This window comes from Azospirillum ramasamyi (genome assembly GCF_003233655.1).
Classification (GTDB): Bacteria; Pseudomonadota; Alphaproteobacteria; order Azospirillales; family Azospirillaceae; genus Azospirillum; species Azospirillum ramasamyi.
In genome coordinates this window covers 548611-565552 of the sequence record NZ_CP029830.1, presented here as the reverse complement: position 1 = coordinate 565552, position 16942 = coordinate 548611, and the positions used below count along the sequence as shown (strand labels likewise).

General features: G+C 71.3%; 6 protein-coding genes. 1 reads left to right on the top strand and 5 read right to left on the bottom strand.

Features of this window, described 5'->3' with window-relative positions:
* Positions 1-8: 8 nt before the first annotated feature.
* Genes DM194_RS15035 through DM194_RS15015 form a run of 5 tightly spaced genes read right to left on the bottom strand, consistent with a single transcriptional unit; the run spans position 9 to position 15958 of the window.
* The gene (locus tag DM194_RS15035) at positions 9-1682 is read right to left on the bottom strand and encodes an AAA family ATPase (protein WP_111068372.1); all 1674 of its coding nucleotides are present in this window, start codon (positions 1680-1682) and stop codon (positions 9-11) included.
* Complete coding sequence (locus tag DM194_RS15030) at positions 1679-8890, bottom strand: RNaseH domain-containing protein (RefSeq protein ID WP_111068371.1); 7212 nt, start codon at positions 8888-8890, stop codon at positions 1679-1681. The genes DM194_RS15035 and DM194_RS15030 overlap by 4 nt, the downstream gene beginning before the upstream one ends.
* Positions 8891-8914: 24 nt before the next feature.
* On the bottom strand, positions 8915-11455 hold the full coding sequence (locus tag DM194_RS15025) for an RNaseH domain-containing protein (protein ID WP_111068370.1): 2541 nt from the start codon (positions 11453-11455) through the stop codon (positions 8915-8917).
* Entirely contained in the window at positions 11442-14858 is a 3417-nt protein-coding gene (locus tag DM194_RS15020; RefSeq protein WP_111068369.1) for a hypothetical protein, read from the bottom strand. Before DM194_RS15020 ends, DM194_RS15025 begins: the two co-directional genes overlap by 14 nt.
* A complete protein-coding gene (locus DM194_RS15015) occupies positions 14855-15958 on the bottom strand; it encodes a restriction endonuclease-related protein (protein ID WP_111068368.1) in 1104 nt (367 codons plus the stop codon). The genes DM194_RS15020 and DM194_RS15015 overlap by 4 nt, the downstream gene beginning before the upstream one ends.
* 165 nt (positions 15959-16123) lie before the next feature.
* Between DM194_RS15015 and DM194_RS15010 the strand changes: the two genes are divergently transcribed.
* Positions 16124-16903: a WYL domain-containing protein gene (locus DM194_RS15010; protein ID WP_162630066.1), complete on the top strand. Its 780-nt coding sequence runs from the start codon at positions 16124-16126 to the stop codon at positions 16901-16903.
* Positions 16904-16942 lie beyond the last annotated feature (39 nt).

Here is a 16942-nt window from a genome sequence, read left to right as displayed (position 1 = left end):
CCGCCCCGTCACCGGGACGAGCCGGAGGCGGTCCCCGGTGCGTCTCCGGCCCGCTGGACCCGGAAGTCCACAACCCGCACGTTCGGCAGGCCGTCGCCTCCCATGATGTCCGGGAGGCTGGCCTCGAACAGCCTGGCGTGACCCTCGATGAGGCCGGGCTTGTCGGCGCGCCACCCCGCCATGGCGAGCTTCTCCTCAAGCGGGCGGTCGACAACCACGTACTCCACGGGGATGTCGGGCGGTGCCAGCAGGGCGTTGGCGAGCCGGTCCTCGCGCCTCATGTTGGTGGCGTCGACGACGACGGTCCGGCCGACCGACAGGCGCTCCAGGACCTCTCGGCGGACGCGCTCGAAGACGGGGCTTTGGTCCCCGGCCATGTCGAGGGAGCCGTTGAGCGACCTGCGGATGGCGTCGGCCTCGACGATGTCCCCCTCGGCGAAGCGCCGCCGCGCCCAGCGGGACTTCCCGGCCCCGGTCGGGCCGACCATGAGAACCAGCTTCTGCCCGCAGCGCGGCCACTCCCACGCGGCGCAGCCGTCGGGGAAGCCATGGCCGATTTCCTCCCACAAATCCGACGCCCTCCGGATGAGAGCACCGTCGGCCGGATCGTAGTGCGCCATGCCCCTGCGCACGGTGATGCAGACCGAGAGCAACGTCGCCTCCTTCGCCGAGAGGTCGGCCTTGATCAGCGCATTCAGGTCGAAGAGTTCCAGCGTCCACGGGTCGTCGTATGTGACCTTCCGGCCGTTGTAGTCCTTGACGATGGGTGGTTGCGCGCGGATGCGGTCCTCGTACTTCGCGACGAAGGCATTGCGCATCTGGTCGAGGAAGGGGAAGACGGTGCGCACTTGCCCGCGCCATACCCTCTGGGCGATGGAATCGTGCCGCTTGGCCGAGGAAAGCGCCGCGGTGTGAACCCACGGAGCCCCGTCCCACCGATCGACCATGCCGTTCTCCCAGCACGGACGCTGGCCGCCGAGAACGTCCGGCAGGGCGGCCATGGTGGCACGAGGGTCGATCTGCTGCTCGACGCCGAGGTCGGCGAGGAGGCGGGCCATCGAGGGATCCCACCCCGTCATCTCCGTGATCACCGAGGCGGCCGTCCGCGACGCGAGGCTGTCGTCCGGCCAGCCCAGGAGGGCTTCCACGAAGGTCTGGGTATCGAGGCGCGAGACATGGCCGCTCCAGCGCAGGTCGCGGTCGACTGCGGCGCGGGCGTCGCTCGGGGCAATCCCCGGCGGGAACACCACGGCCAGCGACGGCGGCATCATGCGCGCGCGGCGGGCGCGTTCGGGGGGTATCTGCCGCAGCACGTAGGCCCAGCGCAACCATTCCTCCGGCGGGATCCCGTCCACGAGGATGACCTTCCCGGCCAGACGCGGGGCGTCGAGGAGATCCGCCACCGACCTGACGCCGGAGATCCCCTCCCCTGCGGACATGGCCAGCACGGTGGTGGGCGAGCGCCCCCGCAGGCCGGGCGAGGCATCGACCCGCAGGGTCGCCGAAGCGGTCGCGGCCTCCAGGCGACCGGCGAGCGCGTCGAGGAGGCCGTCTGGGCGTCGGCCCGGCAGAGTGAGGCCGACCACGCGGGCCTCCGCCCCGAGGATGGCCGTGACGGCCCGGTCGAGGAACCTGGTCGGTCCGGCGAGGCTGAACCAGTCGAGCGAGCGCCAGTCCGTCATCGCGTGCCCTCCGTCGTCCGCACGGACTTCAAGACGGCGTCCAGGAGCGGGTTCAGCGCGTAGCGGCGCCCCTCCTCCTCGGTGACGTGGTCCAGCGCCTCGCCCTCGAGCAGGCCCATGAGGACACCGAACTCGACCACCTGCCGCCCGGTGAAGCCCGCGGCTGCGGGGACCTCGGGAAGGATGACCGCGCCGATGTCGCTGGCGGTGATCCGCCCGGCCTTGTCGAGCCATTCGGGGATGCGCAGGAAGACCTCGCGCATCGGCTCGACGAGGCCGAGCTCGGCCATGGTGCCGGGATCGGCGAGCATCTTCTCGTGATGCTTCTCGACGCGGCCGGGGAAGCGGTCGCGCGTCCCGGCGGTGCCGAGCAGGTGCGTCATCGGCTTGTTGAAGCCGCCGGTCTGGCGCCTCAGGAGGTCGGCGAACTGCTCGGTCGGCAGGTTCGCGTGGTTGAGGCTGTGCGCCACCATGGCCGACGACCAGGTCTGGAGGGGCATGACGCGGACCTGCGGATGCAGGGAGCGGGTCTTGTCGTCCGATACCCAGCGCAGGGCGCGGTTCGGGCCGCCGACGAAGGCGACGCGGACGCGCCCGTTCGGCCCGCTCACCGCCTGGCTGCGGAGGACGGGTTCGATCCAGTCGAAATCCCAGTTCGTCCTGGCGTCCGCCACGTACAGGACGCTCTCGCCCTCCTTCGGCCTGACCCGGCCGATGGCCTCCCTGAGGTCGGCGGAGTTCCCCCACACGCGCGCGACCACCTCGACCTTGGTGCCGTCGGAGACGAGGGGGCCCGCCGTGGTCATCGCGGCGCCGACCATGGAGACATCGGACAGTTCGTTGCCGAAGACGACGCGGACGAGGGCGGCCGTCGGCGAGGGAGCCTCCAGCGTCAGCAGGTCATGCTCCTGTCCCAGCGTCAGCGGGCAGGTGTATCCGGCGGGAATCTTCAGGACGTCGGACTGGTTGAGCGACCGGCGCATGGAACGCGGCTCGAAGACGGGCGGGGCCGGTCGGTCGATGAACTCGACCAGCTTCGCCAGCACCTTGTCGTCGTTGCCGAGCAGGCGAAGGACGGTGCGCGAGCGAAGCGCCCACGTGTCCTTCCCGACCCGGCGCAGCACGCCGAGGCCCTCCATCTCGTCGAGCAGATCCTCGACGGTGGAGAGCCGGTTGACGTGCTGGAAGGCGGCGGGCCAGTAGTTGCGGGCGGCGTCCATGACCTCGACCGCCGTCACCCCCTCGTCGACGCGCCCGGCCGCGATGTCCTTCAGCGCATGGTCGGCCATGATGTTCGCGATGAGGGCGTAGCGGTCCTCGATCTTGCTGATGGTGTAGTCGAACATCTCCCCGATCTCGTGGGCGATCCGCTCGTTCTCCAGGGCGGCGCGGACATGCTCGGCGGTGATGGTGTCGAGCGGCCGGGAACCCTGCGCGACCTGCCGGGTGAGCGCCTCGAGGAGGCCCTTGCAGAAGGTCTGCACGAGCACCGGGTAGTAGTTGCAGTGGCTGAGGATGCGCCAGACGTCCTCGCGGTTCTCGAAGCGGTAGCCCATGGCGGCGAACGGCCTCGTCACGAGGAGCTCGGCGTCCTTGAACTCCTCGTGCATCAGCGGGCCGATGCGCTGCGGGTCGGAGGCGATCTGCTTGAGCGGCGGGTTCTCGGTGTGGACCAGCCTCGTCACGTTGTGCAGGCCCGCCAGGACGAACTTGAAGCGGCGGCTGGAGTTGTCCATCAGCTGCTGGAGCCGGATGAACTCGCGGAAGCCGTTGTCGCGCGCGTCGGTCTCGATGAAGCGGTCGGACTCGTCGAGCAGCAGCAGGATGCGGCGGCGGGTGTCGGCGTCGAGCCAGGCCATGACGCCAGCCGCGAAATCGGCCGCCGTCGACACCGGCTCGCGGAACACCGTGGGAAGCTCGCGCGAGGCGTATTCCCAGATCCTGGCGGGCAGCGTGTTGTTGCCGATGTCGAGGATGTTGGCGTAGCCCACCGCCATGCCGCTGGCCGGGTCGTGCTTGGTCGCCTTGATGTGCTGGAGGAGCGCCGTCTTGCCGAGGCGGCGCCCGCCGTAGACGATGCAGCTGCCCGACGGCTCCACGAGCTTGCGGTACTCGGTTTCGCGGCCGAAGAACATCTCCCTGGGGACAGCCTGGTTCCCGTAGTCGCGGTAGGGGGCCGCGAACGAGAATGGCTGGGCGCACTCGAAGATGGTCAGCGGCCGGAACTCGGGCTCGGACAGGGCGAAGAGCAGGATGGCCTCGTCGATGACCAGCACCTTGCGGCCCAGCTTGATGCTGTTGGCCGCCAGCTGCCGCCGCCGCTCGGCGTCGACCGGCGCCGCGACGAAGACGATCACGCCCATGACGCCGGTGCTGTCGCACAGCCCCGTGAGCTCGGCCTCGGTGGGCATCTTCGCGACGATGCAGACGCGGTAATGGCCGCCGGTCTGGCTCCCGAAGTCGGGCAGCAGCACGCTCTCGAGATCCGTGGGGATGCTCATCTGCATCGCCGTCACGTAGACCTTGCGGCTCAGCTTGGTGAGCTTGGCCTCGGTCGCCTTCAAGGCGACGGTCAGGCCCAGACGCTCCAGGAAGCTGTGGAGCAGGCTGGTCACGTTCTCCGTGAAGTTCCCGGCATGGACCTTGGTGCGAAGGTTGCGCCATTGGGACAGGATGTCCAGGGCGTCCTCGCGCCCTCCCTCGGGGATGCGGGAGAACGGCAGCGCGTCGAGATCCTGTCCCTGCGCGATGCAGTCCGCCACCGCGTCGAGACCCGGCGCGGCGGATCGGGAGAGGGCGGTCGGCACCGCAGGGAAGAAAGCTCGGAAGCGCGTGTTCGGCGAGGCGGCCGTCGTCAGCTTCCGGCCGTCCCGGAGGAAGTCGAGGTATTCCTGGGCGGTCATCAGGTCGTCCTTGCCGATGATGCCGCGGACGTGCCTGGCGTCCTCCTCCCCGACCTGACCGGCGGCTAGCATCTCGTCGACGCGCCTGAGGAGATTTCCCCGGCGCTCGTCGGCGAGGCGCGCCACCCGGTCGCCCACATCGTCGAGGACGACCTGCGCCGAGGAGAAATCGAGGATCACCTCTCCCTCTTCCGCCTCCGAACGGGAGTCGATGTCGGGCGCCGCCGGGAGCGCGTCGATCTCGATGCGGTCGAGGAGGGACAGCATCGCCTGGGCCTCGTCCGCGTCCGCGAGCATGTCCATGCGCTGCACCCGGTCGACCATGCGCCGGGCCTCGGCGACGCTGCGTCCCATCTCGTCGCGCCTGGTCTGGACGTCGACCTCGGCGATCTCGCGCAGGCGCCCCCGCTCGTCCTCCGGCACGCCGTGGAATGCGGCGCTTTCGACGAGCAGGCTGGCGGCGACGAAGGAGTTCTCGTCCAGCCGATCGCGCACGGCCCGCTCCAGCGCCTCGGTGCGTTCGCCCGGCGGCGGCAGCAGGGGGACGGGAGCCTCCAGGATGGCGCTGGTGACGATTTCCGGCTGGTACGGCGACGGCAGCCAGGAACGTCCGTAACGAAGCCCCGGCAGCCAGAGCAGGGGACCGTGCAAGGCGAGCAGGTGGTCGACCGGGCCGGGCACCGGCGCGTCCCCGTCAACAGCGAGGCGCATCCGCGCGAGCATGGTCGTGGCGAACCCGGCGGCGGCCGCGATGAGCGGGTCATCGTCGTCGGTCATTCCGGAGATGGCCGCCTGCGCCTGGGTCAGGCCGGTCAGCAGGGCGTTGCGGATTCCCTCCACCAGCTTGCGCTGCATCGGGTTCCGTATGGCCGGGGCCGCCTCGCGCGCCTGGACGAACTCGGCGCACCGCGCGGCGAGATCCTGGATGTTGGCGAGCAGGCGCTCGCGCGCGTCCCCGTCGATGCCCTGGATCTTGGAGTGGAACTTAGCTTCGGTCTCGTCGAACATGAAAATGACGGCGCTGCGCTCGGCGTAGGTCGCCGCGAAATCGCGCGCGGCATCCACGGCCTCGCGGTCGCCGCCGCCGAGACGCTCCTTGAGCTCGCCGAGCAGCCCGTCGCCATGCACCAGGGCGGCTCGAATCCGGTTCCCGAGGGTGAAGCGGAAGTGCAGGCCCGCGATGTGGTCGATCTTCTCGATCACCGCGGCCAGGCACTCGTCCCCGTAGCGGTCGTTCTCGGCCGCTCGGCTGACGGCCCGCAAAATCGCCGGGGTGAAGCCGATGCCGGACCGCTCCGCCTCGGTCAGCGCGTCGCGCAGCGGGTAGATGTGCTCCTCGAGGCCGGTGGCGACGCCGTTGATCGCCTCGAGGATCTTGACGGCGGCGCTGCCGGGATGGAACAGGGCCATGGCGGCGGTGGCGCCGAACAGGACGATGCGCCGGGCGGCTGCCACCTCGTCGGGAACGGAGGCCGCCCCCGGCTGCGCCGTCCCGGCGCTCGCGAGGACGGCTTCCAGCAGGTCGAGGAAGGCCGGGTTGCCTTGAATGGAGGCGTGGTTGATGTGACCGGCGACCGCGGCGAGCCTGAGTTCGGCGACCGAGAAGCCGAAGTCACCGTCCGGGAAGATGCGCTCGGCGGCGAGCAGAAGGTGGTGGGCGAGCCCGAACTCCTGCTCGGCGAACAGCGCCAGCAGCTTGTTGCGGATCGACGCCGCGAGCGGATCCTCGAACCCGACGTCCAACGCTTCAGGGGCATCAGCGGCGGCCTCGGCCGTCACGACCGGCTCGTCTGCGGTGTCGATTGCCGCCGGAGCCACGGCCGCTTCGGCCGCTATCCCGTTCGTCCCTTCCTCGGCCAACTCGGTCGCCAGTTCCAGGGCCGCGTCGAACTCCGGCCCGAAGTCGCCGTCGGACGCCGCGCCCGAAGCCTTCGGCTCCTCGGCAGGGGCGGGCCGGGCATCGAGATTCTCGTCCCCGGCGGTGCCGTCGACCTCCTCGGCCGGAGCCTCCGCGACTTCCAGCGGGTCTGGCGTACCGGAGGCAGCGTCTCCTCCCGGCGTGATCGCCTCGGTTATGGCGGTCTGGGATTCGTCCGCGGGAGGCGCTTCCGGCCGTGCGTCACCGGGCTCCGATGCGGTGGTGACCGTTGGCTGCTTGGACGCCGGGACGGTCACGCCCTCGGCCAGCAGGGCGGCAGCCCGGCGGAGGGCCTCCAGGCCGGAGAAGGCGAGCTTCTCCCCACGCTCCTTGGAGGCGGCGGCCTCCCCCAGCGTCTTGTAGTTGCCCATCAGGGAGAACGCCCGGTCGCGCTCCTTGGCGGCCTCGGCGGCTGCCTCGCGCGCCTCGGCGAGGGCGTTCCCGGCGGCGACGGCGGCCTCCTCGAGCACCAGCGTCACGGACGGGAGGTCTACGGGTTTGGCCTCCTCTGTGTCCGCGATGTCGACGAGCGTCGCGGCCATTGCGCCCATCTCCTCGATGAGCGGCGCGACGTCGACCAGCTTCGGCTTGGCATCCTCCCAGTCCCGTGCCGCGGCGCGCGCCCTGTCCAGCACCGGGGTCAGGGCAGCCAGGGCGCCGTCATCCGGATCCCCGGCCGCCGCGACCGCTGCCAGGAGCGCCACGTCCAGCAATGCCCGTTCCCAGGCTTCCCGGGCGGCTTCCAAGGGCGTCAACTCGGGCTTCTCGGCATCGGCTTGCCCGGCCGCGTCATTCTCTTCCATGGGGTCCTCCTCGTGGGAGGGTGCCGCCGCGACCACGGCGCCGACTTCTGCCGGGGCCGGTTCGGGCGAAATGCCGTCCGGCTCGCCGGGGGGAGTCCCGGCGGAAGGCGCCTCTTCGTCGCAGGCAGCCATCAAGGGGATGTCCGTCGCGGTGGCCGACGGCACCGCCGCGCCGACGGCGGAGGACGGCAAGACCGTGCGCTGCTCCACGATCTCGTCCTTCCAGGAGAATTCCTTGTAGGCGAGATGGTCCTTGGCGACTTCCAGAAAGGGGATGAGGTCGCCAAGCACGTTCTCATGCTCGGTGGCCATGTCGAGCAGCTTGTCGTAATACCCGCTTCCGTGACATCTGAGGTAGATGTTGGTGGCGGCGATGTCCGCCTTGTCGGCCTCTATCAAAATCGGGGTGGATTCGCTCAGTTTGGCCGGGTACGGCTGGCGGAGACGTTTGCTCAAGTTCAAGAGCAGGCCGGAAACCTGCGTCCTGAATGGGCCGAACAGGCCGTAGTCTGCCAGCTTCTTCGGGTTCTTGACCTGACGGATCGCGACCCTGGTGACGGCGCGGACGAAGCCGGGATAGCGCAGGCCATCCAGCATCAGGTCCAGGAGAACCTCTTGGTTAGGTCGCTCCTCGGGCCAGCGGAAGCCTGAGATGAGCTCGATCTCCGCACGCGCGTTTTGGATTTCACGAAGCGCCGTGTTCGAGATCGAAATCTTCGGCCTCAACCACTCCCGGGTGACGAAGACCGGGATGGGAAGCACGGGTTCCCTGACCTTCGCCACCCACGCCGTCCCCGTGTGCCCGTTCGTGCCCATGTCCTCGTCCTCCGTTTCTTCCTGTTCCCACCGCGTCCATCCACCCGGCGCGCCACCTGATCCGGCGCAGGCGAATGCCGTTTGCGCCCCGCCGAGCGCCGTGCTCGATCTAAGGGCCTTCGCCGTCCTCGGGACGGCGAAGGCCGAGAGGAGCTCTGTCCACCGATCGCTCCCGACCTCGGGCAGCTGTCCCGTCGACACCGGCCGCGCCAAGGGGAGGATCGCGGTGCCCGGCTCGTCCCCTCCCGGCCCTTCGCTCTCCCCCAGCCCCTCGCTCTCCGGGTCCGGGCCGCCGGTGTCCGGGGCGACCGGGTCCCCGTCGGGGGCATCGTCGCCGTCGTCAGGGTCCGATGCCGGGGTTCCCGGCCCCCCGCCTCCGTCGTCGTCCGGGCCGTCGCCGCCCTCGTCATCCAGGGCGTCCTCGGCGTCCGCCTCGTCCAGGGCGAAGCGGGTCATGTAGTCACGCGCCTTGGACTCGAAGGAGAGCGGGGCCGGGAGCGTGGTGGTTGCCCCGGTGTGCCCGTAGCCGTAGCGCAGGCTGGCCACCAGGTGGGCGATGCGGTCGGGGTCGTCGCCCTCGGCGCAGGCCGCCACCGTCACGTCGATGGGGTTGGGCAACCGGTAGAGGGCCTTGGCGATGTCGAAGACGTGCCGGGTGAACAGCCCGGCCGCCGATACGCCCCGCGGGAGGGCCAGCCCCTTCTCCTTCTTCGCCGGGAAGAAGGAGTGGAGGTTGCGGTAGACGCTGAGGCCGCGCGGGATCGACATCTGGAAGTAGCCGGAGGTGATCCATTAATGGACCCCGCGCCCTGCCAGGGCGTCGGACAGCCGGATCGCGCGCGCGGTGATCGACGGGCAGTAGCGGTCGACGAACTCCCCGGTGGCCTCGCCGGTGGCGCCGTCGACCCGCTCGTAGCGCGAGGTCTTGCGCTCGACGACGCGGCCAGCGCGGCCGGTGCGGACGCGGACGATGCGGGTGCCCGGCCAGCGCGAGGCCATGTCCACGCGCTCGCCGCCGATGGTGACCGCGTCGCCGATCTCGCGGTCGGTCAGCCAGGGCCACAGCGAGGCGGCGCTGGTCGAATCGATGAGGACGAGGGGGCGGTCCCCGGCGAGGGCCGAGTCGTCGATCACGGTCCGCACGAACTTCTGGAAGGAATCCCGCTCGACGTTGCGGCCGTCTCCCAGGCTCGCCGTCACCTCGGGGCTGGCGATGCGCTTCATCGCCTCGAAGAACGGCTCCCAGGTCTCGGTCCACAGCATGCGGCCGTCGTACCAGCCGACGCGCGCGGTGGTCCGGCCGGTCGCCGCGTCGATCCGGGTGGCGAGGCAGACGCGCCCGCCGCCCGCCCCGTACCGCAGTCGGGCCTGGGTCACCACGGAAATGCCGACGATGGCGCGCGGCCGGTCGGCCTCGCTGGGGAAGAATCCCTTGAGCAGGCTGGACACCTCGGAGACGAGGCCGGAGTGCCCGAACAGCAGGTCGTAGACGCCCGCCTGGATGCGGTGGAGATAGTTGGCCAGACCGCGCCACCCGGCCTCAGGCGGCCGCAGGTACTGCACGTTGGCGTCCGCCGCCGAGGCCAGGGCATAGCGCCCGGCGAGCTTGTTGACGGGGTCGTCCTTGCGCCGGTCGTACCAGTCGGTGGCCTGGACCAGCGCGTGGCAGCCGCCGTGGGCGCGGGCCATGTCGGACGCGAGCGCCTGCCAGGCCCCGACCCGCGCGGCGAAGCGCTCCGCGGCCTTCCCGGCGGCCATCGGCAGGTCCGCCCGGGCGCCGTGGACCCCGGTGGGCAGCTGGTGCTCGACGATCTCGACGGCGTGGCCGAACAGACCGGCGACGCACGACCTCATGACCTCGCGCTCGCGCTCGGTGCGGGCTATGAGGGCGACGACGGGGCGCGTGCCCCCGAAGGCCCGGCGGATGCGGTCGCGGTTGGCCGCGCGGATGCCCTCCAGCACGCCCCTCGCCTTGAGGGCAACCTCAGGCTTGAGATCAGGCACCTCGCCGCCGGTCATCAGCCTGCGGCAGGCGTCCTCGAGGGCCTCGCCGTCGAGGTGGTTGCGCCCCAGCGAGATCGCGACGTCGGCGATCATCATGTCGGCCTGGAACGCCTTGTGCTGGTCTTCCGCGCGCTTGGGCACGCGCTCCTTCACCACGACCTCCCGGACGGCCAGGGGCCGGAAGCCGTCCGCCGCCAGCAGGCACGTCACGGCGTCGAACAGGTCGAGCAGGTCGCGCGTCGTGGCGCCGCCCCCGACCGGGTGGGAGCCGCCCAACTGCGGGGAATAGGGAATGCCGACGAAGACGCCGCGCGCCCCTTGGGCGGAGACCATCCCGGCGAGGTCGGCCGCCAGATCCTGCCGGACGTTGAGGGCCTGGATCATGAAGGAGGGGCTGAACGGCTCCTCAGGCACGCCGCGTCGGACCGGCGTCGTGAAATCCACCGCCACCGGGGCGCCCGCCCGCCCCATCACGGTTCCGGACAGGGTGCGCAGGCGGCGGAGCTTCTTGGCGTCCGGCACGGCGTCGTACCAGCGGCGGCGCGAGGCGTGCACGGTGACGACCGGGGTGGCGAGGTATGGCCTGCTCTCCACCGAGAGCGTGGCCACCATGGAGTAGAGCCCGCCCGTCGAGGCGGTGGCGGGCCAGGTCTGGAAGCTGACCTCGTTGGCCGAGGACGAGGCGCGCACGATGCGGTGGACCGGCCCGAGGCCGTCGAAGAGCTCGCGGCCCTCCAGCCGCCGGGCGACGACCTGGAGGATGCCGTGCTTCACCCGGTCGAAGCCGCCCTGCTCGCGGAGCCGCTCGCCGAGGTCGACCTCGAGCGTCTCGGCGGCGAAGGCGTCCGCGGGGGTCGCGAGCGCGTGGACAGCCTCGATCATCTCCTCGTCGATGCCGACGCGCTCCGCCCAGGGGCGCAGGGCCATCGTCATCCAGGTCCGCAGCGCCGAGGCCGCGAGCGCGACCGTGTCGCGCGCGCCGCCGGGGACCGCCTCGGCGTCGAGGAAGGGGAAGCCCTCCTCTCGTTTCCAGGGCGCGCCGAGATCCCGCGCGAGCAGGACCGCCTCGGGGATCTGCGCCTGGAGGGCCGCGCGCAGCGAGGCGTAGGGCAGCGAGCGGCCCTCGGGCTCGCCGGAGTCCGCGGCCAGCCTCGCGAGGCCGCGCAGGCGGGCCGCCATGAGCGGGGACCAGGAGACCCGGACCGTGGCGACGGGGAGGCTGCCGGTCGGCTCGACGGTCAGGGCGCAGGCGACCGGCTGGATGCTGCCTGCCCGGCTCCCCTTGACCGCGCGGAAGAGCGGGGGAAGCTCGGCGTCATTCGTCGTCAAGGCTGGCTCCGTCAGGGAAGCGGACCCCGGAGCAGCGCTCGAGGGGATGCAGGAAGGGTTCGTAGAGGGCGCGGTAGACCTCGCGGTCCACCGGATCTGGGTCGTTCACCCGGGCGCGCAGGATGTCGCGCATCATCACCAGCATGCTGGTCTGGCGACCGTCGCGCCGGGACGGGTCGCCCGACGCCGAGACCGGCGCCCAGGCGGCGTCGGCGAAGATCACGCGGGCCTTGCAGCCGTTGCGCATGGCGCGGCCGATGGTCTGGAGGACATCGACCATGATGTCGGCGGTGAACGGCTCGGCCAGCGGGCCGAGGCGGCTCGCCTGGACGGGGAAGCGAAGCAGCTGGCGGGCGGTCGCCATCAGCTGGCGGCGGGCGTCGGTCCAGGCTGCGGAGACGGCGCGGAGCGGCATCGCGGTCGGCAGGTGGGCGGTGTCGAAGGCCAGCGTCCCTGCCCCGGCCAGCCCCGCCACGAGGTCGAGGCTCTCGGTGGCCGGATGGGGCCTGGTCATGAAGACCAGCGTGCCGAGCAGGGCGTCGCGGCGGCGCGGGCCCTGCTCGAAGACGATGTTCACGCCGCGGGCCAGCGCCTTCATCGGGAAGACGAGCGCGTCCCAGTCGTCGCGCAGGCCGAGGCGCTCGACCTGGGCCGCGGTGATCCAGTCGCCTTCGTTGCCCGGCGGCGTCTGGTCGATGACGGCGACCACGCGGTGGGCGAGGTCGGGCCGGGTGCGCCGCAGGTGCTCCTTGACGAGGCGGACCTGGGCGTAGCTGTTGACCACGAAGCCGACCTTGCGGCCGGGGTCGAAGTCGCGGGTCATGGCGACGGCGAGCGGATCCTCGCCGGAGAAGTAGTGGTCGGTCATCCGGCGCAGGATGCGGTCGCGCTGGCCGAGCGGCGCGCCGCTGAAGCGCAGGACGCGCGTCGGCTCCTCGGGATCGGGGATGGGGGCGAAGGCGTAGGCGCTGTCCCGCCACCCTGCGTCGGCCCCGGCGCGGCGCAGCACCAGGTCGGGGCCGACCGGGATGTGGAAGGTCGGGCTCTCCGCGAGGAAGGAGGTGGCGCTGGCCAGCAGCACCGCGGGCCCCCGCCGGTCGGGCTGGGCGGCGTCGTGGCGCAGCAGGTGGTGCAGGCGGTACAGCAGCGTGCGGGGGGCGCCGCGGAAGGAGACGTACTGGAGGCGGGCGCTGGGGCGGCCGTCCCCCTCGTCCATGTGGAAGCGGATGCCGGACAGGCGGCCGATGAGCGCCTCGGGGACGACGCGCGCGAGATCCTCGGAGATGCCCTGGCGGAACAGGGGCTCGCTGTGGATGCCCTCGGCGACCATCGCCTGCTGGGCCGGGACGAGGGCGAGGAACTGCATGATGACGGTGGTCACGCCGACCAGAAAGCGGAAGAGCTCGGCACCGGCCTCCGGGCCGATGCCCTCGCGCGGCGGGACGAGGGCGAAGGTCGCCCCGCGCATCTCGTCGACGATGCGGTCCTTGCGCGTCGGGAGCGGCTCGGAGATCCAGTCGCGCACGAGAGCGGCGACGCGCAGACCGGCCCGCTCGACCTCCTCACGGCTGGCGCCGAGGTTCGCCGCGACCTGCTCGGGGTCGAAGTCGTACTGGTCGAGGTCGGCGTCGACGTCGGTGCGGCGGAACAGGGCGGCGCGCACGCAGCCGTCCCAGAAGGCGCGGATGGCGTTGAACCGCCGCTCCTCGGCGAGGCGGGCCGCAGGCGGCAGGGCCGACGGATCCTCCGGGCAGAACAGGGCCGTGATGACGTTGTTGCCGGTGACGAAGGTGTCCTTGAAGCGCGACAGCGGCCCCTCCGGCCCGTTGCGCTGGCGGTCGCGCTGGAGTTGGAGGACGAGGCTGTGGTTGAGCTCGCGGAAGTCGCTGGCCGCCATGCTGTACTGGCGCAGGTTCGAGGCCGTCATGTCGTTGCGGCCAGCCGAGAGCGGCGTGAAGAGGTCGCGGTTCAGCGCGTGCTCGTAGCTGTCCTCGCTGCCGGTCAGGTCGAGCGCGGAGATGGCCTTGCGGTCGAGGACGGCCTGCGCGCCGTCGGCCTCGTCGACGACCACGAGGTCGGCGGTCATGGCGACGGCCTCGAAGTGGCGGATCTGGTCCGCGGCGAAATGGGGGCTGATGCGGGTGTCGAGCGACAGGACGTGGCCGAGCCAGATGCGCCGGGAGGTGAGTTCGCGGGGGGCCTTGAGGCGGCCGCACCAGCCCGAGAGCGGGCACAGGTGGTTGCTTTCCTTGGCCTTGGGCGAGCCGTCGCGCTTCAGGCCGCGCTGCCGCACGGTCGTGCAGGGCGGCGCCAAGTGGGGGAACTCGTGGCCGCCGTCGGGGTCGGTGTCGAAGGCGCCGAGCGCGCAGTTGAGCGCGAGCAGGTCGGCGCCGGGCGCGGTGCGCCCGAACCCCCGCGCCTCGTCGGAGGCGATGCGCTCGCCGAGCTTGCGGGCGTGCTCCAGCCGGGCCTGCGGCGACTGGCCTACGAGCAGGCCGACGTCGGCGCCGTAGAACCGGAGGTCGCCGAGCAGGTTGAGCGACGCCTTGATCGACGGCAGGAGGACGACGGTCCGGTAGCCGTTGGCGTCCAGCCAGACCAAGAGCAGGACGATGAGCGTGGTCTTCCCGGTGCCGGGCAGTCCGATCAGGTGCTTCAGGCCGTCGAGGCGGATGGTGTCGGCCTCGACCAGCACGCCGGTGGCGCGGTCGGGGGCCAGCACATGGAACTTGCGCTCGCCGGTGGCCTCGCGCAGGCGGGCCGCCCAGTTGCCGCGCGGCCGCTCGGGGTGGGCGGCGTCGAGCGCGTCGAGGCGCGCGGCCACGGCCTCGAGGTCGGCGAGCGGCACGTCGATGGGGCCGCGCGGCTCACGGCCCAGGTCATGCCGGGGCGGCCCCGGCGGCGGCGCGACCGCCGACAGGTCGACCGCGATGCGCTCGGCGCCGTCGGAGGCGCCGGTCATCACGTGCATCGGCCGCGTCGGATCGGCCACCGGGATGGCCCAGCCCGCGAACGGCAGGCCGCCAACCAGCGCGCGGACCATGTCGGCGACGACGTGGTCGGTGCCGGAGCGGCGGCGGAACGGGTAGTTCGGCCGTTCCGGGTCGATCTCGTAGGGCGGCTGCGCGTAGTCGTCGTCGAGCTCGTGAGCCTCCTCCCAGCCGATCGCGTCGTGCACCGTTTGGCGCAGTTGGATCTCGGACGAGGCAGTGACGCCCATCTGGCGCAGCGAGAAGGCCGCGGCGGCGAAGGCGCGGGCGTTGGGATGGTCGAGGACGGACCCGTAGCCGGACATCAGGGTGGGGACGTTGGACAGGTCGCGCTCGCCGAGCAGGGTCTCGACGGCGGCGCAGAGCCACTGGGCGGCCAGAGCGCCAACGTATCCCTCGGGCTTGGTCCTCATCGGGAGAGCTCCCGGATAGCCTGGGAGGAGGTCATGAACTCCAGCGCGTGCTGTCCCTGGTAGGCGTCGCGCAGCTGCTGGAGGTAGCGGGGGTTGAGGTCCAGCTTGTCGTCGGGCACGGCCAGTATCCGGCGGGCGAACATGTCGAGGCGGCCGATGGAGCGGCTGAGCCTCGCCGCCAGCACGACCGGGCTGGCGTAGGTCTTGACGTCGATGCCGATGTCCAGCCCGTCCACTCCGACGTCGGCGGCGTCGGCCTGCGGGTAGAGGACGACCTTCCGCCCCGCGGCCTTCAGCGCGTCGTGTATTCGGATCTCGTCGAGGCCGGGGCCGACCCAGTAGGCGAGGACGGCGTTGGTGCCGAGGCGCCAGAGGCCGGGAGCCTCGACGTCGTCCCGCTTGGCGGGCGTGGGGTTCGCGAGGCGGCACTGGCGGATGCGGCAGCGGCCGTCCGGGAAGCTCGCGGCGTCGCGGTCCGGCCAGAGCAGCGAGCCGCAATGGGCGCAGCGGCGGCCGACCCCGCCGTGGAGGGCGGCCTGCGGGACGGGGCGGTAGAAGGACATGATAGTGCGCGCGGCCGCGGCGTGCCCGCCCTCGACGAGGAAGCGGTGGAGGTCCTCGTCGCGGACCGCCGGGTTGCGGACCACGAACTCGCGGATGCTGGTGTAGGCCCGTGCGCGCTCGCGGGCCGGGTAGTCCTTCAAGGCCATCCGGAGCGCCTCGTGGTGGATCTCCTCCAGGGCGGCGGCCTCCGAGCCGCCCGCCCGCGCCAACTCGCGGCAGTCGGCGGTGGGGACGCCGAGGTCGCGCTCGACGAGGACGACGTCGGCGTGGCGGAACGGCGGCCGGAACTGCGGCAGTCCCCAGTCCCGGAAGGGTCCGCAAGCCAGATCCATCGCCGTGTGGACGCTGGCCCCGAGGTCGTCGGAAATCCCGGCGGACAGGGAGAGACCGGAGAGCATGGACAGCGCGCGCCGGGCCGCAGGCGGCAGGGAGGCGTCCTGCTGGACGGCCGAGCCGTCGTTGGCGGCGCGGTCGTGCAGGTCGCAGAAACCCTTGGCGAGCAGAACCGCAGTGACTTCGGGGGATGCTTCGGCCATAGTCGCCTTCAGCCAGTGGAAGGGCGAACTTGATCGGATAACGGGTCCATGTCAATCCATTCAGTAGACGATCTTAAAGGTGTGAGGAACGGGGCAGCCATCATACGCCGGTTGCGATGGATAGACGACAGGCTGTACTGGCATGGTTCGTTTCGCCGCAGCGACATGGTCACGCGCTTTTCGCTCTCGCCACAGCAAGCCTCCGCCGACATTTCGCAATACCAGCAGATCGTCCCCGCGAACGCGGTCCTCGATCCCTCGACGAAGGGCTACGTGAGGGCCGAGGGGTTCCAGCCGCTGTTCCTCAAGGACGCCTTCGCCTGGATGCGCCAGGGCCGCGAAACCGGCGACCTCTCGGTTCTGCCCTGCGAGTCGGTGCCGATCCCGGCGCGTCGGGCTGACGCGGAGATCATGATGGCGCTAATCGGGAGCTACGAGACACGGACGGCCCTGTCGATCCGCTACCAGTCCCTGACCAGCGCCGAGCCGAGCCAGCGGGTGATCTGCCCACACCACATCGTCGACCACGGGCCACGGGTTCACGTGCGGGCATGGGATGACCGGCGGCGGATCTTCACGGATTTCGTCGTGGGCCGAATCCTGTCGGCCGAGCCGGAGCCGTCCTACCCCTGGGTGGACCAGATCGCGGACACGCTGTGGCACGAGACAGTGACCGTCCGGCTGGCGCCGCACCCGGGGCTGAGCGCCACCCAGCGCGCCGTGGTCGAGCGCGAGCACTGCATGCATGACGGCGAGGTCGCCGTCCCGGTCCGCAAGGCGATGGTGCTGTACTTCCTCGACGGGCTTGGCCTGCTGGATGCCGTCAGGGAAGGGGACGGCACCCCGGACGCGACCCGGGGCGTCCGGTGCCTCGACGCCGCCGCCCTGAGGCCGTTGCTACCGGCGTCGGGCCCGCAGCCGCAGGACCATGCCCCGCGGGCATGAGTTCAGGTCGCGGGCAGACTGAAAGCGGTCAATTCGACA